Below are 23,591 nucleotides of genomic sequence, written 5' to 3'. Positions count from 1 at the left end.
TTGATATTATTAATGATAATAATTATCATTAATAATATCTTATTTACTGTGAATAACATTGTAATAAGGTTTGTTTAGAGCTCAAAACATTCGAAAAAAAATTAACTCTCTCTTTATAAGAGGATACCGACAGATGCAATCACTTGCCAATCGGTTGGCGATACAACACTTCGTCAACGCATATACGCAAGAAACTGGCAAAGGTCACTTGCTTAATAGAAATCAGCAAAGTCCGCAACAACAAGCGTTTAGCCAAGGTTTAACGCTGTTATCAATCCCTATCCATTCTATTCAAGCTCAATGTAATTTTCCTTTATCTTATGTCAGCCGAGTCGGGCGACATCGTGTAGCAGATGTTCCACAAGTTATTATCCATGGACAAATCAAAACTTTAAGCCCTATTACAATTGTAGGTCTCCTGCTTGAAGAACTGGTTTTTGAATCGTCTATTCCATTAGATGCTGCATCTTTAGTAGAGAAGTGGATTCAAAGTCGTGATGCACTGCAACAGTTTTTAGTACAACGTGAGAGCGATTTTGATGATTTGGTCAAAGCAGGTCAGAGTTTTATTGAAACAGAGCAGGCGCTCATTCTGGGGCATAGTATGCACCCAGCACCAAAAAGTAGAACAGGATTTGTGCATGAAGATTGGTTAAAGTTCTCTCCTGAACATAAAGGCAAGACACAACTGTATTATTGGTTGGTTCATCAAGACTATATTTCTGAGGGTAGTGCTACTGATGAAAGTATTTCAGCTCAATTAAAAACTGCTTTACAGTGGTATTTATCTGAACAAGATATCAATCTATTAAAAACCCATACCGAATATAAATTACTGCCTTTGCATCCATGGCAAGCACGTTACTTACAAAGTAAACCGTGGTTTGAACGTCTTAAACAAACGGGGCAGTTAATTGATTTAGGCTTACGAGGCTGGCAATTTTCTCCAACCACTTCAATCCGAACCTTAGCGAGTTTTAATGCACCTTGGATGGTGAAACCCTCACTTTCAGTGATGATCACCAATTCTATTCGCGTCAATTTAGCCAAAGAATGCCATCGTGGTGAGCTGACGCATCGTTTATGGCACAGTGAATTGGGTCAAAACATTTTAAAACAGTGCCCAAGCTTAAAAGCGGTGAATGATCCAGCGTGGATTGCTTTAAAAATTGATGATGAAGTGGTCAATGAAAGTATCTGTATTTTCCGTGATCAGCCATTCCATCCTCAACAGCAAGTTACCTGTATTGCTTCTTTATGTCAGGATCATCCAAGTAAACCGCTCAATCGTTTTAATGCTTTATTTGCAAAAATAGCAAAAACGCACCATGAAACCGATTTTTCAGACATTGCTTTGGATTGGTTTAATCGTTTCCTTGAAGTCAGCTTGCAGCCTTTAATGTATGTCTACCATCGTTATGGTATGGCTTTTGAATCACATCAGCAGAATGTGTTATTGGAGTTAGAAAATCATTTCCCAAAAAACTTGTGGCTACGTGATAACCAAGGTTTCTACTACATTGAAGAATTTGCCACTGAAATTCTGCAAGCTTTACCTGAGCTGAAAGAAAAGGCATTTGCCGTCGGGCCTAAAGATTTCGTGGATGAACGTTTTAGTTATTATTTCTTTGGAAATACCTTGTTTGGCATGATCAATGCGATTGGTGCAACAGGCTATATCACCGAAGATGAATTGTTTGAACATTTAAAAACTTTCTTACAGGTGCAATTACAGCAATACCCTGATAGCACATTATTGCAGGGGTTATTGTTCAATCCAACTTTACCTTATAAGGGTAATTTACTGACCCGTTTGCATGAATTAGATGAACTGATCGCACCCGTCGAAAATCAATCCGTTTATGTACAACTGCCAAATCCACTGTTTATGACAGAAAAGGATGTCAGTTATGCTTGATTTTATTGGAATTGGTCTAGGACCATTTAATTTAAGTCTTGCCAGTCTGCTACAGAATAAAAGTGCATTGAACTATGCATTTTTCGAGCAAAAAGCTCAATTCGATTGGCATGCAGGAATGCAGTTACCGAATACGGTATTACAAGTGCCATTTATGGCGGATTTGGTGTCGATGGTTGATCCAACCAGTCCATTCAGTTTCTTGAATTATCTGCGTCATCATCAACGTTTGTATAAATTCTATTTCTTAGAGCAACCACATATTCCACGTTGTGAATATAACCATTATTGCCAATGGGTTGCAGAACAGCTTGACTGTATTGAATACCAATCTCGTGTTTTGATGATTGAACCTCAAACCATCGGTTTTAAAGTACTAGTTGAGTCAGAAGGGATTCAGCACAGTTATTTATGCCGTCATTTATTGATTGGAAGCGGCAATGTGCCTTATTTGCCTGAATGTCTGGAAAAAGTTCAGCAACAGCAACCACAAAAATGTCTGCATTCAGCTCAATATATGACGCATGCTAATACGGATTTACATGGCGATGTGGTGGTGCTTGGTTCAGGGCAATCTGCGGCTGAAGTCTTTATTGATCTGTTTGATGAACAGCAAGATGAGGCAAATCATCCATTTGATTTGCATTGGTTTACCCGTTCTCAAGGTTTCTTCCCAATGGAGTATGCACCATTGGGACTGGAGCACTTTAGCCCTGACTATGCGCAGCATTTTTATGATTTGCCAGTCGAGAAAAAAGAACAGCAATTGCAGCAGCAAGCCTTGTTATACAAGGGGATCAGTGCAAAAACCATTCGTGAAATCTATCAAAAACTTTATCACCGCAGCATTGCGGGTCAAAGTTTACAGACACATTTACATAGTCAATGCGATTTAAAAGATGCCGAAGTGTTGGATACACAAAAGATTCGACTGCATTTTCAGCATCGTGCCACGGCGCAAAGCTTCCATCTCGATTGTGATTTCCTTGTGGCAGCAACAGGTTACTTTACGCCTGACTTTGGTTTTATGCAGTTGCTGAAACCTTATATTGAATTTGATCATAAACAGCGTTGGCAAATTACCGAGGACTATCGAGTTGTACATCATCTGAATGGTCATATTTTTGTTCAAAATCAAGAAATGCATAGTCATGGAGTTGGTACACCAGACTTAGGTCTTGGCGCTTATCGTGCAGCTACGATTATTAATCAATTGGCTGAGCGTCAGATTTATGAGCTTGGGCAACAGGTACAGACTTTCCAGCATTTTAATCTCTCTCAAAATCCTAAAATTTGTATGGCAGATAAAAAAGCCGTTTTAGAAGATTGTCTTTGTGAAAAGACAGCGAGTAAAAACCTTTCGATTTTAAAGACAGCAGAGCAGAACACGATAACGACACCTTCAACCAGTCGTGGTGTAGGCACACGCACACAAACTGCTGCTGTATATTCAACTTATGAGAAATTGATATGAACTTTGCAACTTTAAAAATTAATCAGCAGCAATGGCGTGCCGCAGGGCAACGTCTCATTGAAATGGCGATTGCAGAGTTTCTCTACGAAGAAATTATTGAAGTTAAAGCCTTATCAGTAGGACGTTATCAGTTAGATTTAGGCAATCGTCAGTATGAATTTCAAGGACATCAATATTTACTTGGACACTGGAATATTCAGGAAGGCTCGGTACGTGATGTAAGCAATGGTCAGCACAGTGATCAGCCTGCTTGGAATTTACATGAGTTTATTGTCGCAATGTCTGACAGCTCGAATGTCAAGCCATTCACCAAAGCGTATTTGATTAAGGAAATGAATAATACTTGGCTGGCAGAAGCACATTTGTTCAATGAAACGCGTTTGCCAAGTGCTGCGGTTTTAACTGAATCGCATTATAAAGTTGAAGGCATGTTACGCGGTCATCCTTGGCTGATCATGAGTAAGGGACGTATGGGCTTTGGTTATGATGATTATTTAAGTGCTGCACCTGAACTCTCACCAGAAGTCAAAGTATTATGGTTAGCTGTACATCGTGATTTAGCGGAATATCGTAGCACTGAACAATGGGATGCTTGTGCTTTGTATCAACATGAGTTTGATGCCAATGAACTTCAACAATTTCAAAACATTCTACAAACCAAAGCGTTGAATCCACAAGATTATTTCTTGATTCCTGTGCATGCTTGGCAATGGCATCAATGGCTGGTTCCAACCTATGCCAATGAAATTGTCGATCAGAAAATCATTGAGTTGAACATTAGCCAAGACAGCTATGTACCGATGCAGTCAATTCGGACTTTATGTAATACATCCAACTTACAACGTCATTACATTAAACTGCCAGTGAGTATTTTTAACACGGCTGTTTATCGTGGATTACCTTCAAAACGTAATCTTGCAGCACCTGCTGTTACTGCATGGTTAAAGCAAATTCATCAACAAGATCAAGACTTGCAAGAAACAGGTGTGATTTTCTTGGGTGAAGTGGCGACATTAACCATTCATCAACCGTGTTTTGACCAAATTGAAGGTGCGCCTTATCAATTTAAAGAATTATTTGGTTGCTTGTGGCGTGAAAGTGTCGATCGCTATATTGATTCATCACAGCAAGTACTTTCTCAAGCAGCCTTATTACATCGAGATATTTCAGGTCAATCCATCCTTAGCGTACTGATTCAAGCATCTGGTTTAAATCCTTTGGCTTGGTTAGCGCAATTTGCGCAAGTCTGTTTAAGTCCGTTATTACTCTGTTTGTATCGCTACGGTTTAGCATTCTCACCACACGGCGAAAACACCATGTTGGTGCATGAAAATGGTGTGCCAAAAGCATTGGTCTTAAAAGACTTTATTGATGATATCAATTTGGTGGATGAAGATTTCCCTGAATTAGGTCAACTGCCATCTGAAGCTAATTTGTTATTACGTCATGAAGCAACCGATTTAAGTCATTTCATTTTCACAGGTCTGTTCATGGTGCATTACCGCTATATCTGTAATGTGTTCTTGCAAGATTATCCTGAATATTCAGAACTTGATTTCTGGCAAACCATTTCCAACGTTATCGTTGAGTTTAACCAACAGCATCCTGAATTGGCTGAACGTGCTGAAAAATTTGCCATGTTACGACCAACTTACACCAAGATTTGTTTGAACCGTGTTCGTTTATTTACCACAAGTTATAACGATGAAGCAGAACGTCCTGTGCCTGTTTTCCTTGATCCAATTGCAAACCCAGTGAGTCCAGAGACATTGGCGGAATGGGGCGCTCAACAAGCTAAATCTAAAGCTGGCTAAATATTTCTAAGATTGAATAAATAAAGGTCTGATATGAACACAATCTCTCAGCGACTCCCTGATTACTATGAATACCATGAGAATGGTACGCAATATTATTTAAGACAAGTGCAATATCCACAAGATATTCCTTTATTGCATCAATGGATGCATGAGCCACATGTGATTCCACAATGGCAATTGAATAAATCTGAACTGGATTTGCAGGTGTATTTCGACAAGATGCTTGCAGATGACCATCAGCGTTTATTAATTGTTGGGGTGGATGGTAAAGATGTGGGTTATACCGAAATCTATGAAGGTAAACGGGATCGTTTAGGTCGTTATTACGAAGGTGATGACCATGATCTAGGCTGGCATTTGCTGTTCGGTGACAAATCCGTGTTTGGTAAAGGATTTTTGCGTCCAACCATTCGTTTGCTCAGCTTCTATATTTTTGAACATTCACAAGCGAAAAAAATTGTGGGTGAACCAGATCATACGGTTAAGCCTTATGCGGCAGTGGTCGAGGAGATGTGCTACGAAAGCCAGCGTCTCATTCCAATGGCTGAGAAAACCGCCATGTTGTACTACTGCTTTAGAGAAACTTTTTATAACAAGTTTGGTCAATCGCTCCAAACATCACAGCAATTACAACAACAGCTCGCAGATCAGCCAGCCAAATTCCTGAGTGTTACATGAGTTTATCAATCAATGAGATGCACATCTTAGACATGCGCTTTGCCGCGCATGTCTCGGTGGCAGAATTTGAACAATGGTTAGCGCATATCCAACAATATTTCGAACAAAAAAGAAATTTTGTGTTGATTATGCAAACTGAGCTGAATACCGAATTTCCCGAAGAATATCGGGCAATTCAAGCGAAATGGTATAAGCAATATAAACCAGACTTTTATCAATATTGCCTAGGTTTTGCTCGTATTGCCCAAGATGAAGCAGATCGGATTCGATTAGATACACCAGCACTGCAAAAAGCGTGGCATGTGCCTTATTTCGTCAGTTTGAGCCAAGCCGATGCTGTGCAATGGGCTGTGCAGAGGTGGTTATGAATCAACAATTGAATCATGACAATGCCTTTCCAATCAAAACAGTATCCACACTGAGCCTATCGGTTGTGGTGGTACTGTACCTAGCACATGCTTTGCCATTGTATTTTTACAATGTGGCTTTACCTACGATTTTACGTCATCAAGGCGTGGATTTGCGTTGGATTGGGATGTTGTCGCTACTGTATATCCCGTGGGCATTTAAGTTTTTTTGGGCACCATTGCTTGATCGCTTTTATTTGAAATCATTGGGTAAACGCAAAACTTGGCTGTTATTTACTCAGATTGCATTGGTCTTGGGCGTGGTGGCTTTGGCATTGACACAGTTTGACTATGGTTTAAGTGTCTTTGTGATTGTGGGTTTATGGATTTCGACTTTTGCTGCAACCCAAGATATTGCGATTGATGGTTATACCGTTGAAACATTTTCCGAGTCTGAATACCGATTAGGAAGTATGGCGCAAAGTATTGGCGTTGCTTTAGGCAGTATGGTGGGGGGTGCTGCTACTTTATGGTTGTATCAACTCTATGGTTGGCAAACGGCACTAATTGCTTTAGCTGCAATGACAGCATTCACAATGTTGGCTATTTTCCAAATCAAAGAAAGATCGAATACAGAAAAAATTGCCAAGCAAGCACCGAGCCTGATCCGAGCGTTTAAACGCCCTGAAATGTTATGGGCTTTGGCCTTGATTGTCTGTTATCGCGTGGTTGAAGCCCCCGCGATGGCAATGCTCAATCCCATGTTGATTGATCAAAAATGGTCATTGGCACACATTGGCATACTGATGTCTGTAGTCGGAGCTGGTGTCGGTTTATTGGCAGCAGTATCCGCAGCATTTTTATTAAAAAAATTAGCAGCGACTCAATTATTGATTTGGGCAGGTTGGGCACGAACTTTGATTTATGCCTTGCTTGGGGCTGCTGTCTTATTGAGTTGGTTTGATCAATGGCAAATGTTACTTGGTGTATTTGTCGTGGTCATTTTAGCTATTCGTTACGTCGCGATGACCGCTTTATATGCTCATTTCATGCAAACCAGTTCTAAAGAGCAAGCAGGAACAGACTTTACGATTTTAGTCTGTTTTGAGCTGCTGGTTTATTTCATTGGCGGAGCAATGTCAGGTTTCTTGGCTAAGGCATTTGGCTATGGAAATTTCTATCTCATTCTTGCAGCCGCATCTGTACTGAGCATCTTGCTCAGTCAAGTTCTAGTTCACAAAGCAAAACAAACGCAACAACATACCTAGGGGTAATTTATGAAAGTTCGTTCACTTTCGACATCATTCACACTGTTGAGCTTAGCCATAAGTACACAGCTTTATGCTCAAACTGTTGAAACAGCACCATCTACTCAAGCAGTTGTTGTAGAAAGTCAAAAAATAGCACAACTTGCACCGATTGTGGTGACAGCGACTCGTTCAGCTCAAAGTATTGCGGAAATTGCAGGGACAGTTTATAGCATCAATAAAGAGGATATTGCTAAACAAGCGGCTGCAGGTAAGAGTACTGCTGATATTCTAGGCTTATTAGTTCCATCATTAACCCCAAGCTCTGGTACAACCAGTAATTATGGTATGACCATGCGTGGGCGAACAGTACAATATATGATTGATGGTGTTCCACAAACAGGTTCTCGTGACAGTTCTCGTCAATTGAATAGTATTAGCCCAGATTCAATTGAAAAAATTGAAGTGGTTTCAGGTGCGAGTAGCATTTATGGTTCAGGGGCAACAGGCGGTATTATTAATATTATTACCAAAAAAGGTACTGAGGAAGGTTTAAGCTTTGAATCAAAAGTTGGTGTGACCTCTGGTGATAATTTTAAAAATGATGCACTTGCTTATGAGGCTTATCAATCGGTTGCCTTTAATCAAGGGGATTGGAATGGTTTCTTAGGTGCAGGCTATACCAAACGTGGGGAAATCCAAGACAGTCATGGTCATCGCATTGGACCTGAAATCGCACAAACTGATCGTCAAGATACTGAGACAGTCGATGTAAATGGTCGTTTAGGTTGGCAATTAACAGACAAGCAAAAATTAAGCCTTGGTGCACAGTATTATAATGATGAGCAGGATAGTGATTATGGTGCGGATTACGGTAATCTCTCTGGTTACAATGCTGCAAATCTATTATTTCCAACTGTAGTCAAACCAAGCTTAAAAGCTGTTTCAGGGCTGAAACTAAATACTCAACCAAAAACTGAACGGTATGCGGTTAATGTTCAATACGAAAATCAAGATTTATTAGGTCAAAAACTAAATACGGAAGCCTTCTACCGTAAAGAAAAAGGACGTTGGTTTCCAACAGTTTCTCCTCTGGGTCATGGAACTTTAAATTTTGAATTAGCACAACTTTATCCAAATTATGCTAATCCGCGGTCTCCTGATTTTTTAAAAGCAGTTCGTTTAGGATATGCCGTTCTACAATCAGAAACAGAAATTGATGTATGGGGGGTACGTACAGCTTTACAGAAAGATTTTAAGATTTCCGATCGTAACATAGGTCTGATTTATGGGTTAGATTATGAAAATGAAACAGACAAGGCATCTGCTCGTAGATTTAATTTTGACAACTTTTACGCAAGCAATGGACTTGATTTTACCCCAGAAAAAATTTATCAATTTGGACCAGATACAGAAATTAAAAAGTTAGGTGTATTTTTACAGGGGCATTATGAAATATCAGATCGCTTAAATATTCAAGCTGGTATGCGTCATGAAAGGATAGATAGTAAAGTTTCTGATTCAACGCCATATCGTGAATCTATTCCCGCTGATATTTTAACGAATGATTTAAAATATCCTTATACAGCAAAAAAATTAAATGGCGGTAAGGTTAAACATAATGCAACTTTATTTAATTTAGGTGCAGTCTATCATTTGACAGATGTACAACAGATATTTGCTAATTTTTCACAAGGTTTTAGTATTCCTGATGTACAACGTATGTTGCGCGATGTACCTGCTAATTTTGTTGTGAATAGTAATAATATTGATCCAATCAAGGTCAATAACTATGAATTAGGTTGGCGTTTGCAAGGTGATAGTGGTCTTAATACTAGTGTAACTGCTTTTTATAATACCTCTGACAAAGTTGTACGTTTTAATAGTGCGCCCGCATATAACATTGATGTGATTGATACAGATGAACGTATTTATGGTGCTGAAGCAAATGTTAATTATCCATTAACAGATAATATGTCATTAGGAGGTACAGTCGCTTATACACGTGGGCAATTTAAAAATTCAGATGGAAAATGGCAAGAGTTGGATAGCACCCGTATTTCTCCTTTAAAAGGTACACTGTATACGGATTGGCAATTTACAGACGGCTTTGGTCTCCGTGTTCAAGCACTTGCTGTGAGTGGAACTGATAAAGCGAAACAAGAAATGCAAGATTATAAGAATGTAGATACAAAGGGGCGCAAAGATATAAAACTGCCGAGCGAAATCAAAGGTTATGCTGTGATGGATGTGATTGCCAATGCAAAAGCAGGCCCTGGAACAGTTGGTTTTGGTGTCTACAATGTTTGGAATACGGAGTACAAAACTGTATTTAGCCAAGCTGCTGAAGCTGTATATGGTGCGATGTCTAGTTTACCTGCACAAGGTCGTACTTATGGTTTGAGCTATACCCTCAAATACTAATCTAATCAAAAAGGCATCTTTTTTAGATGCCTTTTCTTTTTATGACATTCATTATGCAAAGAAATTTTAAATTATTGGCTTGGGCAACTTTAGCCAACGGCACTTGTTTTTCCATGATTTTGCCTTTGCTTGCACCTTTAATTCGGCAGTTACACTTAACCGAGCTTCAGGGGGGCATAATTGTATCCGCGGGTGCGATTTGTATGGCAATTGCTTCAATCTTTATTGCTAAGCATCAGAAAATACAAACACCATATCAATTGATGAATTATGGTTTTTGGGGGATGACCATTACATGGGCGATTTTTACACTCATCCTTTATTTTGGCATCAATCAAAGTTTAGCGCCTGTTGCAATTTTTATACTTCTTATACTCAGCCGTGCAAGTACAGGGGCATTCATGGCAATGCCACAAATTGGTTTACAAAGTTATGTGATGCAGCATGTCATTGATACAGAACAACGAAGTCAAAAAATGGCAATGTACGGTGCAATGAACAGTTTAGGGATGATCATTGGGCCATTTGTAACTTCTATTTTATTGCTAGGTGGGATTTTATTGTCAATGTGGGTGGCTGTTATTGTACTGATGATCTTTAGTGTTTTACTGACCGTATTTTTTCATAAAGACACGATTACTCAGATCAATTCAACACAACAACAAAGCTTAAAAGATGAATCAACAGCGTTTTCAATCAAGCCTGCTTTACCGTGGTTAATCCTTGGTTTTAGTACTTATATGGCAATCGTGACTTTGAATATGACAGCAGGATTTTATATTCAGGATCGCTTTCAACTCAACATACAGCAGAGTGCAAGCTACTTTTCTCAGTGTATGTTAATTGTTGGTTTTAGTTTGGTTCTGACTCAGATTATTATCGTGAAAATTGTTAAATTAAGCTTACAAGCCTTGGTAGGCTTAGGGATTACGGCAATGCTTGCTGGTTTATTATTGTCGTTAAATGCAGATCAAATCATCTTTTTCCAAGCCAGCTATATTTTATATGGAATAGGGGTTGCAAGCCTGCTTCCTGCATTTACGACAGGGGCAGCACAATCTGTGAGCCAAAGTGCACAAATTAAAATGGCAAGTTTATGTACTGCAATTCAGGCGCTTGGTTTAATTGTTGCACCTTTGCTCAGTACATTTTTATATCACTATGCGATCAATTTACCTTTTTATTTACTCGGTGTGTTAATGCTCAGTGTGGGTTTGTATTTGGCTTGGATCTTAATGCTACAAAACAAAATATCGACTAAGCTCGTGATTTAGATTCGAGTCTATAAGCACAAACATTTGCCGTTTTTGCTTAAAAAAGCAAGCATATTTTTTGGAGTAATGCAAATTATTAACAGAATGAGCGGCTCTTGAATCAAAAAATAACCATTTTGGTGTGTTTTTTGATCAGATTTATTTCATTTATTTACGCCTTTGATTTTGATGCACTTTTTTAGTTAATCTAAGAAAGGTCTGGTTCATAGCAAAGGAGTAAAAATGTTAATTTTTCATGATTATCCTGTCCAAGGGGCACTTTTTGATATGGATGGAACAATGTTTGATACGGAGCATTTGCGCTTTCAAACATTGAAACAGGCCTCCAATGAGTTGATTGGACAGGAGTTCTCAGATGAATATTTGATGCAGTGTCTAGGGTTAAGTGCAAAAGCATCTGAACAACTGGCACAAAAGTTTTATGGTACAGATGTTCCTTATACTGCTATTCGCAAACGAGCAGATGAAATTGAACTGGCGTTTGTTCGTCAAAATGGTGTTCCCATTAAAAAGGGCTTAATCCAAGTTTTAGAGCGTTTGCGTAAGTCTGATTTAAGAATGGCAGTTGCAACATCGAGTCGGCGTGCGATTGCAGAAGAATATCTAATTAATGCCAATGTCTATAAATTTTTTGACTTATTGGTCTGTGGTGATGAAGTTGAACAAGGGAAGCCACACCCTGAAATTTTTATCACAGCGGCACAAAGACTAAATTTACAACCGCAACAGTGCCTTATGTTTGAAGATTCAGAGAATGGGATTAATTCTGCATCTGAAGCAGGTGGAATCACAATTTTACTTAAAGATATCAAAGAGCCGAATGATAAGATGTTGGCTCAAACAAAATTCTATTATCAGGACATGAATGAATGTCTGAATGCTTTAGATCAATATATTCCTGAAATGGGCATGCCGCAGTTGCAAGAATCTTTTCCACAAAGTTTGAATCAATTAACCGTTGGGATTCATGGTTTTGGTGCGATGGGTGGTGGATACCTTGCACAAGTATTATCACATTGGGATGGTTTTACTCGACCTCAGCGAATCTTGGCATCAACCAGAAATCGTTTATATCTTGAATCTGTAAATAGTTTTGGCAGTTATAGTATTCGATATGGTCAGTCTTCTTATGACGAACGTATCGAAAATTTAACTGTGATTGATGCGGACAATCAGCAGCAAATGTTAGATATGTATATGCAATCGAGTTTGATTGCGCTGTGTTTACCAGAACAGGCGATTCCATCTGAAGCAAAAATAATTGCAAAAGGCTTGCTCGCACGTTTTATGTCACAAGAGATACAAAATGATGAGCCAATTACTTTCTTAATTGTGTTGAATAAAGTCTGTGCAAAATATTTGGTACTGAAGCACCTCCGTGAGGCTTTGCTTGAAATAACAGATGAAGATATTGCTGAGCATATTTTAACTGAACATTATTTCTGTGATACGGTCGTAAACAGGATGGCTTCTAAACTTACAGATCAGGCGTTGTATCGCCAACTGAATATCAAACACCAATTATTTAAACAATATCAGTCTGATTTAAATGAAGATAGTATTGAACTCTCAGATGAAACGGCTTTAACTGAACAACAAGAACAGCACCTGAGTTCATGCTTAGACGATATGAAAGGGCAATTCCAAGCTGGTCAGTTTCTACAGAATATGGACTTAATTTTGTTTCACAGCGAAACGGATATGCCAATTTATGTAGAGAATCGCAGTCCATTACTTCATAAAATGCGTCAAATGATTCTGGTTGATCAGATTGCGGATATTCAAATCATTAAAAATCGTTTGTGGAATGGTTGTCATGCCATGCTTGCTTGGTATGCCAGTTTAAATGGGCATGAGACGATTGGTATTGCAATGGCTGATTTAGCAGTTCGACAATATGCTGAAAGACTGGTTGATGAAGTTAAATTAGGTTTAGCTAATTTAATCCCAAATCAAAAAAAGCAATTGGATCGAATGGCTGAAAGTTTTTTAAACTCATGTCGATCTGCTTATAAAGATCCGTGTGAACGTGTTGCAAGAGAGCCGTTAAAAAAGCTTAATTTTAATGAGCGTGTTTTAGGAAGTTTAGAGAACCATATTCAACAACAGTTGCCTGATCAAAATCTCTTAAATGGGGCAATTTATGGATATGCCTATGCTTTGAAGATACTTGAATTAGACGAAATATTGATTGTTCAACACATTCAAAAAAATGTCGCCTACATGGATGTGACCGAAACTCAAAAGAAACAGTTGTTAGATCAGCTTTATCAAGGTATTCAACATGAATTAGCCGATGTCGATTTAGCGTTTAACGCGACGTTTGGGGAAACCAAGTCGGAGTCTGTTTGAAATGAAATATTGAAAAGAACTTTAATGTTTTAATTGATTTGTGTTTGAATAGTACAACTTTAAACATGTTGTCGACGTTGTGTTATTACAAGCATCTACTCAACTGATTGCAACTGAACTGCGAGATTATCCTGAATGGCATTTGGGTCGTTCAGACTATGGGCTGTGGTATATCGAAATTGATCAACCTGAATTGATTCGGTATCTAGATCAGGTCAGAACACCATTTTCAAATCTTCTTATCCCATCAAACCAGCGCCAATATCACATTACCTTGTTTGTTTGCGGTTTTTTGACAGCAGATGTTAAGAAATATGATGATGATTTCCAAATCGCACAATTAAATCGACAGATCGACTTGGTTAAACAATTGCAGTTAAAGCCCTTTGAACTAGAAATCACCCAGATTGATAGTTTTAGCAGTGCTTTATTCTTGCATATCAAAGATAAAGATCATGTACTGGCTCAAATTCGTCAACAATTTGCTCAACTATCTGGAGAAATTGCGGCACTCGAATATTGTCCGCATATTACTTTAGGCTTGTATCGTGAAGCTTGGCTGAGTGATATTGTACTTGAACGGATACAACAGCATTCGATAAAAACTATAAATATTGAGGTCAAAAAACTGACTTTTGGCTATTATAAGGCACAGATTTTACAAGGATTCCTGTATCCTTATCAGCAAATTGAACTAGGTTAGATATGTTGCAACTGATTTTAGGTGGGGCGCGCTCAGGTAAAAGTCGTTTGGCAGAACAAACAGCCAAAGAGACAGGTTTATCTGTCATTTATATTGCAACGGCGCAGGCCTTAGATACAGAAATGCAGCAGCGTATTGCGCATCATCAACAACAACGTCCTGATGATTGGCAATTGTGTGAAGAACCTATTTTTCTTGCGGATCAACTGTTGCAATTAGATCAAGAGAATCAAGTGATCTTGGTGGATTGTTTGACCTTATGGCTCACCAATTTATTGTTATCCGATCATGCTGAATTACAACAGCAGCAAACAGACAAATTTTTAAACCTATTACCCCAACTCAAATCACACATTATTTTAGTGAGTAACGAAACTGGACTGGGTGTCGTTCCTATGGGGGAAATTAGCCGTCGATTTGTGGATGAAGCAGGACGTTTACATCAAGCTTTAGGGCAGTTGGCAAATAAAGTGGTGTTCTGTGTGGCAGGTTTTCCAATGATTTTAAAAGATGAGAAATAATATGACTGAACAAGCGCAATGGTTTTTAGCCGCAGTACAACAACCTGATCTAGATGTAAAACAACAGGCTGAGCAACGTCAACTTCAATTGACCAAACCAACAGGCGCATTAGGTGATTTAGAGCAAATTGCGATTAATTTATCTGCTTTACAAAGAACGGTTTTCCCTAAAATTAATAAACCTTGGATTACTATTTTTGCTGGTGATCATGGTGTTGTGGCAGAAAATATTTCAGCCTATCCTCAAGCAGTAACTCGTCAAATGTTGCAAAATTTTGCATCGGGTGGTGCAGCAATTAGTGTGATTGCCAAACATCATCAAGCACATTTACAAGTGACTGATTGTGGGACAGTAGGCGATAGTTACAATTATGTGGGAGTTGAATGCCATACTATTCGTGCTGGCACTGCAAATTTTGCACAACAAACAGCCATGACCGAGCAAGAATGCCTTGCCGCGCTTGAACTGGGTAAAAATAGTGCTGATCTCGCAAAAGCGAAGGGAAGCGATATTTTTGTTGCAGGTGAAATGGGCATTGGGAATACCTGTTCAGCTTCAGCACTTGCCTGTTTGTTACTGAATGAATCAGCGCAGCAGCTTACAGGCTTAGGCACTGGAATCAATATTGAACAATTACAACATAAAATTAAAGTCATTGATCAAGCGGTCAAGCTCCATAGACCTCATGTTGCGAATGATGCTTTGAAAATTCTAGCCGCTGTTGGTGGCTTAGAAATAGCTGCCATGACAGGGGCTTATTTACGTTGTGCGCAAATTGGTTTGCCGATTGTGGTGGATGGTTTTATCAGTTCAGTTGCAGCTTTATGTGCGATGCGTATTCAACCACAGAGTCGTGAATGGATGTTATTTGGACATCAATCAGCAGAATATGGTCATCAACGTATCTTAAAAGAACTTGCAGCACAGCCAATCCTCAAAATGAATTTACGTTTAGGGGAAGGCAGTGGTGCTGGTGCGGCATTATCTATGATCCAACTTGCTTGTGTATTGCATAATCAAATGGCAACTTTTGCGGAAGCGGCAGTAACAGGTGACAAAGTTGCAGATTGATTTACTGCGACATGGTGAAACGACTTTAAGCCATACGCTACGTGGGCACTTGGATGATGATTTGACTGAACAGGGTTGGTTGCAAATGCAATCAACCATTCAGCAGTACATGACTACTCCAGTGGATTGGGATGTGATTATCAGTTCACCTTTGCGGCGTTGTCGTCGCTTTGCAGAGCATTTGGCAGATCAACTCGGATTGCCAATGTGGGTCAATGAGCATATCAAAGAAATGTATTTTGGCGATTGGGAGGGTATTTCAACCCAAGCCATTTATGAAGCCGAACCTGAGCGATTAGCAAATTTTTGGCAATTTCCTACGCAATATCATGCGCCAAATGGTGAGTCTTTGATTCAATTCAAGCAGCGAGTCATGTGTGGGTTTGATGAAATTTACGAGCAAATGCAACGACAGGATTGGAACAAGGCTTTAGTAGTCACACATGGTGGGGTGATCAAATTACTTACCTGTTTAGCGCAAAAACAAAACCTAGATGATTTATTAAAAATGCCTGCCGAACTGGGCAAGCTCTATCAACTTGAATGCTCTAAAAGATTAGATAAGATGTATTTTGAAGAAAAACATTGATAAATAAGTAATAAGAGATTTTTCGATCATCACACACTGCCATAAAACTGTAATCGGACTGTCATTGTCACTGCCTATGATACAGGGCATTTCTTAAACGATAAGTAATGTCTATTCATGAATATTTTATTTAAAAGCAGTCTGTTATGTGCAAGTATCTTATTGGCAGCATGTGATAATAATGAGCAACAATCACAGTCTAGCCCTGAACAAAATACCTCATCAAAATATTATCAAACCAAAACACCATATCAACCTCAACAAGACCTTAAAAAATACGAAGCGATTCCACAAGGTTTTAAACCTGTTTTCACTGAGTTAGTGGCACGTCATGGCTCAAGAGGATTATCGAGTATTAAATATGACTTGGCACTTTATAATTTATGGAAACAAGCCAAGGCTGAGAATGCTTTAACGCCTTTAGGTGAGAAACTAGGTGCCGATTTAGAAAGTATGATGAAAGCCAATATCCTGCTTGGTTATGGGGTGGACGGAATCCGTCAGTATGGATATGGCAATGAAACGATGCTCGGTATTCAAGAACATCGTGGCATCGCAGACCGTCTTTTACAGCGTTTACCTGAGCTATTTAAAACAGCAGCGACACAACCTGAATCTATTTTAGTTCAAAGCTCAGGCGTAGATCGTGCGGTGGATAGTGCCAAGTTCTTTACTGCTGAATTGATTCAACAGCAACCCCAATTGAAAAATCAAGTTACACCTGTTTCATATACCAGTTTAACCAGTACGAGTATCCCATCTATTGAGGATGGCGGCGTAGATCGTTTTAAACTTTATTTCCATAGCTTGAATAAAGATCAAGATTTGCTTAAACCATTATCAACACAACAACAAGCAATCTATGATGCAAGTCAAGCCTATCAAAAATTTGAAGCTGAAGATGTATATCTAAAAAATAAGTTAAATGATTTGGCAAAAGATACACGCGCACAGCAAATTGCAATGAATGTACTTAACCCAATTTTTAAGCCTGAATTTATCAAAAAATTAGGTACGACTGGTTATACTTTCAGTAATAGCGGCACTTATACCGTGACATCGCCAAAAGGTGAGACCATTACAGAAAAAGGGAAAGGAAAAAATACCATTGCAAGTGCTGTGGATGCAGCAGCTTATCTTTATGAGTTGTATTCAATTTCTGGTGGTATGCAGCTTGAATTAAAGGGTATGAATTTTGATCAATATATGCCTGTAGATGCAGCAAAATTCTATGCTGAATTTAACGATGCAAATGATTTTTATGAAAAAGGGCCAAGCTTTCAAGAATCAAATGCTGTCACCAGTAACATTGCTCAAGGTCTAAAACAAGATTTGTTTAAGCAAGTAGATGCAATTGTCGATAAACAACAATCCCACCGTGCTGTGTTACGCTTCGCACATGCAGAAATCATTATTCCACTGGCGACCAGTTTGGAATTACATGACATGATGCAGCCTTTGCCTTTACGTCAAACCTATAACTACAGCAATAGTACGTGGAGAGGTGAAGTGGTATCACCAATGGCTGCGAATTTACAGTGGGATATTTACCAAAATGCTCAAGGCACAACTTTGGTAAAAATGCTCTACAATGAAAAAGAGACCTTGTTTAAACCATCATGTAAATATGCACAATATAGTACCAACAGTTTCTATTATGATTATTTGAAGCTCAAACAATGTTATCAAATTCAATAATCTAGTTGATTCATCATTTTAATTTGGGAATAGGGTTCTATTCCCATTTTTGTTTCTTCATAATCTGTAAATCATCAATATTGTTTGACTGAGATTTCTTGCATGACGGCTTTTTGGATTGCTTTGCAATTTTTAACGGTTTTGCCCATTGAATTAAAAACAATGCCAAGTGCAAAGCAAAATGGTCAAGCGATTTTGTTTTATCCATTTGTGGGTTTGTTGATCGGACTTATTCTATTTGGTGTCTCTGTGATTTTAGTCAAACTGCCAATTTTATTGATTGCCAGTATCATTTTAGTGTTATGGATATGGCTTACAGGTGGGCTTCACCTTGATGGTTTAGCCGATACAGCAGATGCTTGGGTGGGTGGTTTTGGTGATCCTGAACGTACACTCAAAATTATGAAAGATCCAAGCTGCGGTCCAATCGGTGTGCTGAGTCTGGTTGCTGTTTGTTTACTTAAATTTGCTACGCTGTATGTGCTGCTTGAGCAGCATCTCAATACTTTTTTGATTCTAGTTCCAATGCTTGGGCGTAGTGTTCCATTATTTTTATTTTTAACCACAGCTTATGTTCGTGATAAAGGGCTAGGACGTTCAATTACTGATTTTATTCCAAAGAAAGTTACATGGGTTGTTTTTGTCATTACAATTTCATTACTTTGTATGTTTAAATGGTTGGGGTTGGTGACTTTTATCTGCTTTATTACTGTATTATTTTATTTAAGAGCTTTATTTATCAAAAGAATTGGTGGGATTACTGGTGATACTGTTGGTGCTGCAATTGAGCTGATTGAGACAGGATTAATGCTAATTTTTGTGATGGCTTCATTTTATATTTGATGGGTTTAATTCTAAAAAATTGATCCTCCTTAAATTAAGAAGGATCAACACAGAACTTAGGATGCTTTTCGGGCTGCTAATCTACAACCTAAGATCACCAATAAAGCGATGAGTCCAGCAATACTACCTAACAAGATATCCCTGAGTGTTTTATCTAGTGGTAGCCATGTCCATTTATGTAGATAAGCAAAACTAAAACCTTCTAAAGCATCTTGTTGAATGACTTGCGCTGCAATCACACCGCTACTTGGTTCAATATATAGCCTGAGTTGATCACTTAAATTGCTTTCAACTTTTACTACGGGTAAACGCTTATTGATAAAACCATATTCACCACCAAAACTGGTGACCCAAGAGCTTTGAGTAAAGTGACCCACTGGTAAATGTAAATAGTCGGCAGCCAACTGCTTACTTTGCTCAAGCGTATTTAATTTTGTCGCGGTATTCGCATCAATCAATTCAATTGCAGGGGCAGCACTTTTGGCATGATGATTATGATCATGTTCTTTGGCTGCGGTCATGCTGCCTTGTAGCTGTGGTTTGCCTGTCAATTGAACTATCCAACCTGCTTGAGCGTGATCTTGACCAAAGGAGATTGGTACAAGGTTAAGGCGTTGTATTGGCTGTTGAACAGCCGTTTTCCATGCGACAGCACTTAAATTCTGTGTATAAAACATCGGTTGAATGTTCACAATCTCAGATTTTTTATGCCAAACATGATAGAAACCACTGAATACCCATAGCAAGATAAATATACTTAGACTGATGCCCAAATAGCGATGTAAAAAGCGAATTGGCTTGTGAGCTAAACGATGGTTTTGACGATTACGAATCCTAAAAAACAATCCAATTCCCATACAAGTCAGCACTAAAATGCCAATTAAGGCAATTTGCATCAGTATACTTTGTCCTGTCCACGGTTGATCGCTCCAGGTCCATGTATGACCTAAACGAAATATTTTCGCCATCCACATTTTTTGGTCATTGGATAGCGTGGCTAATCGAGATTGTGATGGATCGACATAAGCCCTTAAACCATTGTCAAAACTTACACGCCAAACAGGCAATAAACGATTCACACTTGGATAGTCATCACTAAACTCAGTGATCAGTTCAGTCGAAACGATCTGTTGTTTGGCTAAACCTGTATACCAAATCGCAAGACGTTTTGCATCTTGTTGCTCGGCATCCTCAATGAGTTGACCCGATTGACTATCAAAATACTCCGCAATGTTTTGATTTGGTTTTAAAACTCGATAAGCCACAAGTTCAGGTTGTAATTGAATGGTTTGTAGTGCTGTAAATTTTTCAATTTTATGCTGCTGTAAAACCAAAGGTGCAGGCAAAGCATTTGTTAAATTCAGTTGCTGAGGTGGAGGCATTCTTTTGACGGGTTGAGGTTGTGTTGCACTCATAATTGGATGCAACACACCTGTTAAAGACCACATCAAAACGAGAATGCCAAGAACCATTCCAAAGCTACGATGAAATTTCAGTAACTTCTTAAGTTGATTGGCATTCATTATTTATTTTCCAAAATGATAACGTAAACCTAATAAATAGGTTCGTGGTGCTGCAGGCGTATAACTAGCTTGATTACTGCTATATGAAGTACTTTCCGCATAATGGACATCAGCTACATTAAGAATTTGTCCATAAACCTCATAAGCTTTTTTACGATAATTGGCACGTAAATTTAGAATGGTATGCCCATCATATTTTTCAGTATTAGCATCATCAATCCAATATGAACCGACATAAACACCTTCAGCCGAAAGTAATAATGCTGGAATAGGTTTGATTTGATACTCAATCGTGCCAAAACTTTTTGGAGAGTTTGCCATCGTATTATCACTATAATTAAGTGTTAAAGATGGCTGCCATTCTTTATACTTATGTTCTGCAAAACTTCCAGATAGCTTCAAACGCTGGTCATACAGTTCACTGATTTTCCAAGTCCCACCAATTTCGATGCCTTGATGTAAGGTTTTGCCTGCATTGCGAGGTTCACGTATTTCACGTGTATTTTCAATTTTTGTATAACTAATTATTTCATCCTTACCTTGTAAACGATATAAGGTAATTTCTCCATCCAGTCGGTCATCTAAAACTTTGAAACGTAAACCCGCATCAATATTATTAAATGTAGCTTCTTTTAAGTTTGGTGTGACCAGATTTGCGCCATATAAACTACTGACCTCTGGTGGCACAAAACCTTGTGACCAATTGCTATACAGATCTAATTCAGGTGAGATATTCCATACAAAACCAAGTTGAGGGCTTGCCTTGTGGAAACTACGTTTCTCGTCTGGCGCACCTGTAACTTTAGAGGGGATAAGCTTGTTATCAAAGTCATAACCGATCCAATCATAGCGAGCGCCACCGACTAGATTTAGGTTGGGCAAAGCTTGCCAATTTGCTTGTGTGTAAAGTGCTTGGTTATTTACATCAACTTTGAAATCACGTAACAACTGACGTTGTTTGTAACCTGTATAAACAAGCGTTTTTGGATCGCGAAAGACTTCAATATCATTGGTTTGAGCTTGGTTCGGCGAATGATCTGCCATCGCCCCAACGATTAATTTCACCTGATCTAAATTAATGGAATGCTGTAAATTTAAGCCATAAGATTGAAAAGCGTTATAGGTGGTTTGCCCACTATAAGTTCCTGTAGGTATACCATTCTTATCAGCATCCTTACGAATGTTATAACTTGGATTTTGATCGGTTGTATTATCGCGATAATAGACGGTCAATTGACTTTGTTGCTGATCATCCCATTGATGGTTAATCTGTGATGAAAGACGGGTTGAGTCTACTTCTCGATATGTAAATGTTTGATAGCTATAACCTGGACGTTTGCTAAAATCATTTGCATTAAGGCTACCCGTCATATCGGTTTTTAAATGGTTGTAGCTGAAAATATTTTTGATTTGAGTGGCATCTGATATACGCCAATCATGTCTTAAGGTCACACTTTGCTTATTACTTTCAGCATGATCTTGCCAGCTATCACCACGATCACTGGCATAGGCAGACAGTCTTAAACCATGTGCACCATACTCTGTATCAAACGTATTGGATGCACCTAAGTCTAAACGGCGATAACCTTCAGAGCTTGCACTCACACCTAAATCAGCAGTTGGGGTTAAACTCGGTGCTTTGGTGAGGAAATTAATCGTGCCACCAATTGCGTTACTTCCATACAAGCTACTTGCTGGGCCACGCAAAATTTCAATGCTATCAATTCCAGCTAGATTTACTTCATATAAAGCATTGTGGTTAAACACACCGACTGGGCGGATCGAAATGCCATCTTCCAAATATTGATAAACAGCAGAAGTGGTGATGGGTTGACGAATCGACATCATATGTTGTTCGTTGCCCAAGTTATTCATTAACACACCTGGAGTTTGATTAACTAACTGACCAATGAATGTGGCATGTTTATCATCTATATCTTGGCTACTAATTTTGCTAATCGCAGCAGGAGTATTATTTATAGATTCTCCTTCACGACTTGCTGTGACTACGATTGTAGCTAGGGTTTTTGTTTCATTTTCAGAAGCTGTTTCAGCAAGAGTGATTGAGCTGTAGGTAATCGATAGACATGCAGCCGTTAATACTGACAAACGAAATTGAGTATTCATATTTAACTCTATAAAAAGCAATAAACGAGGCTGTACCGCAGTGATTCACTGGATACGAAATGTTAAAAAAGCATTTTATAGAGCAAGAGGAGGAGCTTGTTTAATCGGGAAAATATAGAAGATACGTGGAATATGCAGATCTTCTGACCACGTATAACATAGACATCGCACACGACTAAACCAAGCCAGTACAAAGATTAAAATAAATGCAATTAAAGGAATAATTGCAACAGCATCTAAACCATGTGTACATAAAGGACAATGCTTCATGATTTGACTAGCAAGGGCAAAAACCTCTTTTGCATAGTCACTCAGTTGATCATGCGCAGTCGATTGTAAATGCTGTTGATGATGCATTTCATGCATAGCGTGATGGTGACCTGAATGAGATTCAGACAACATCAAACTATTTTTAATCTCTGTAACTTGGCAATGTGTAGGCATTGCATAGAGTGCAGGTACGACGCCAGTATGTACCATCGTTGGTAAGAAGATATGCCAGAGTAAACAAAGCAAAGTAATCGCACCGAATGAGGCACGCCACTTTAGCAAGTGTTGACGAAAACTGGACTTCATATCAGCGATACGACGTAGGGGAAATATGGCAGCAGTATAATTAAAAAAATGTTACAGTTCAAAACAAATCCGATATTTAAGAACACAAATATATGGCAGATTACCGCATAAATTTTCCAGATTTTTTCGGTGACGAAGAATCAGTGTTTGAATCTAAAGGATGGATTATTTTAGTATTAACGTATAGAAATAAGAATTATGAATTAGTTTTCTATGACCCTGTTCGTTTGATGCAAACCATAAATGATGATTTGCATTCCAGTCAATATTTTATAGAACAAAATTTAATTGTAATCCCAAACGTAAATAGGGCGAATATTGAAAAAGTAATTTTAGATCTAGTGAGTCATGAAACTTTAATGGCAAATTTAAAAATAAAAACAGGCTCATGAGAGCCTGCTTTACATC

19 protein-coding genes are annotated in these 23,591 nt (G+C 38.6%); 16 read left to right on the top strand and 3 right to left on the bottom strand.

The genetic code is table 11. From position 1 onward, the window contains the following. Positions 1–133 precede the first annotated feature (133 nt). The 15 genes from ACN19N_RS08395 to ACN19N_RS08325 all read left to right on the top strand — a co-directional run bounded on the left by ACN19N_RS08395 (position 134) and on the right by ACN19N_RS08325 (position 18,957). The gene (locus ACN19N_RS08395; RefSeq protein WP_420001091.1) at positions 134–1,918 is read left to right on the top strand and encodes an IucA/IucC family protein; all 1,785 of its coding nucleotides are present in this window, start codon (positions 134–136) and stop codon (positions 1,916–1,918) included. Continuing rightward, on the top strand, positions 1,911–3,392 hold the full coding sequence (locus tag ACN19N_RS08390) for a lysine N(6)-hydroxylase/L-ornithine N(5)-oxygenase family protein (protein ID WP_293741677.1): 1,482 nt from the start codon (positions 1,911–1,913) through the stop codon (positions 3,390–3,392). Before ACN19N_RS08395 ends, ACN19N_RS08390 begins: the two co-directional genes overlap by 8 nt. Continuing rightward, a complete protein-coding gene (locus tag ACN19N_RS08385) occupies positions 3,389–5,206 on the top strand; it encodes an IucA/IucC family protein (RefSeq protein WP_420001090.1) in 1,818 nt (605 codons plus the stop codon). The genes ACN19N_RS08390 and ACN19N_RS08385 overlap by 4 nt, the downstream gene beginning before the upstream one ends. A gap of 33 nt (positions 5,207–5,239) precedes the next feature. Beyond that, entirely contained in the window at positions 5,240–5,887 is a 648-nt protein-coding gene (locus ACN19N_RS08380) for a GNAT family N-acetyltransferase (protein ID WP_420001089.1), read from the top strand. Continuing rightward, a complete protein-coding gene (locus ACN19N_RS08375; protein ID WP_269230336.1) occupies positions 5,884–6,255 on the top strand; it encodes a hypothetical protein in 372 nt (123 codons plus the stop codon). The genes ACN19N_RS08380 and ACN19N_RS08375 overlap by 4 nt, the downstream gene beginning before the upstream one ends. Next, entirely contained in the window at positions 6,252–7,502 is a 1,251-nt protein-coding gene (locus ACN19N_RS08370) for an MFS transporter (protein WP_269237963.1), read from the top strand. The genes ACN19N_RS08375 and ACN19N_RS08370 overlap by 4 nt, the downstream gene beginning before the upstream one ends. Before the next feature lie 9 nt (positions 7,503–7,511). Further along, entirely contained in the window at positions 7,512–9,905 is a 2,394-nt protein-coding gene (locus ACN19N_RS08365) for a TonB-dependent receptor (RefSeq protein ID WP_420001088.1), read from the top strand. A 53-nt stretch (positions 9,906–9,958) separates the two neighbouring features. Further along, positions 9,959–11,179, top strand: coding sequence for an MFS transporter (locus ACN19N_RS08360; RefSeq protein ID WP_420001087.1), 1,221 nt, complete (start codon positions 9,959–9,961; stop codon positions 11,177–11,179). Positions 11,180–11,401: 222 nt separating this feature from the next. Beyond that, entirely contained in the window at positions 11,402–13,531 is a 2,130-nt protein-coding gene (gene mtlD, locus ACN19N_RS08355) for a bifunctional mannitol-1-phosphate dehydrogenase/phosphatase (RefSeq protein WP_420001086.1), read from the top strand. A gap of 79 nt (positions 13,532–13,610) precedes the next feature. Beyond that, on the top strand, positions 13,611–14,234 hold the full coding sequence (locus tag ACN19N_RS08350; protein ID WP_420001085.1) for a 2'-5' RNA ligase family protein: 624 nt from the start codon (positions 13,611–13,613) through the stop codon (positions 14,232–14,234). Positions 14,235–14,236: 2 nt separating this feature from the next. After that, positions 14,237–14,755, top strand: coding sequence for a bifunctional adenosylcobinamide kinase/adenosylcobinamide-phosphate guanylyltransferase (cobU, locus tag ACN19N_RS08345; RefSeq protein ID WP_293741663.1), 519 nt, complete (start codon positions 14,237–14,239; stop codon positions 14,753–14,755). 1 nt (position 14,756) lies between these two features. Further along, positions 14,757–15,827 (top strand): nicotinate-nucleotide--dimethylbenzimidazole phosphoribosyltransferase, encoded by a 1,071-nt coding sequence (gene cobT, locus ACN19N_RS08340; RefSeq protein WP_420001084.1) that lies wholly within the window; start codon positions 14,757–14,759, stop codon positions 15,825–15,827. Further along, entirely contained in the window at positions 15,817–16,416 is a 600-nt protein-coding gene (locus tag ACN19N_RS08335) for a histidine phosphatase family protein (RefSeq protein WP_269230440.1), read from the top strand. Before cobT ends, ACN19N_RS08335 begins: the two co-directional genes overlap by 11 nt. Positions 16,417–16,533: 117 nt before the next feature. Continuing rightward, positions 16,534–18,114: a histidine-type phosphatase gene (locus ACN19N_RS08330; protein WP_420001083.1), complete on the top strand. Its 1,581-nt coding sequence runs from the start codon at positions 16,534–16,536 to the stop codon at positions 18,112–18,114. 102 nt (positions 18,115–18,216) lie between these two features. After that, positions 18,217–18,957, top strand: a complete 741-nt coding sequence (locus tag ACN19N_RS08325; protein ID WP_420001082.1) for an adenosylcobinamide-GDP ribazoletransferase — start codon at positions 18,217–18,219, stop codon at positions 18,955–18,957. A gap of 56 nt (positions 18,958–19,013) precedes the next feature. On the opposite strand, the gene ACN19N_RS08320 is transcribed toward ACN19N_RS08325, so the two are convergent. The 3 genes from ACN19N_RS08320 to ACN19N_RS08310 form a co-directional block, all read right to left on the bottom strand. Then, on the bottom strand, positions 19,014–20,480 hold the full coding sequence (locus ACN19N_RS08320) for a PepSY domain-containing protein (RefSeq protein ID WP_420001081.1): 1,467 nt from the start codon (positions 20,478–20,480) through the stop codon (positions 19,014–19,016). Positions 20,481–20,483: 3 nt separating this feature from the next. Next, entirely contained in the window at positions 20,484–22,607 is a 2,124-nt protein-coding gene (locus ACN19N_RS08315) for a TonB-dependent receptor (protein ID WP_420001080.1), read from the bottom strand. Positions 22,608–22,682: 75 nt separating this feature from the next. After that, complete coding sequence (locus ACN19N_RS08310; RefSeq protein ID WP_420001079.1) at positions 22,683–23,183, bottom strand: hypothetical protein; 501 nt, start codon at positions 23,181–23,183, stop codon at positions 22,683–22,685. Between the two features lie 92 nt (positions 23,184–23,275). On the opposite strand from ACN19N_RS08310, the gene ACN19N_RS08305 reads away from it, so the two are divergent. Further along, positions 23,276–23,575: a hypothetical protein gene (locus ACN19N_RS08305; protein WP_293746374.1), complete on the top strand. Its 300-nt coding sequence runs from the start codon at positions 23,276–23,278 to the stop codon at positions 23,573–23,575. The last annotated feature ends 16 nt before the right edge of the window (positions 23,576–23,591 follow it).

It is taken from the genome of Acinetobacter sp. LF10 (genome assembly GCF_048585715.1).
Taxonomy (GTDB): Bacteria; Pseudomonadota; Gammaproteobacteria; order Pseudomonadales; family Moraxellaceae; genus Acinetobacter.
Note: the sequence above shows the minus strand (reverse complement) of the source record. Positions and strands in the feature narration are given on the sequence as shown.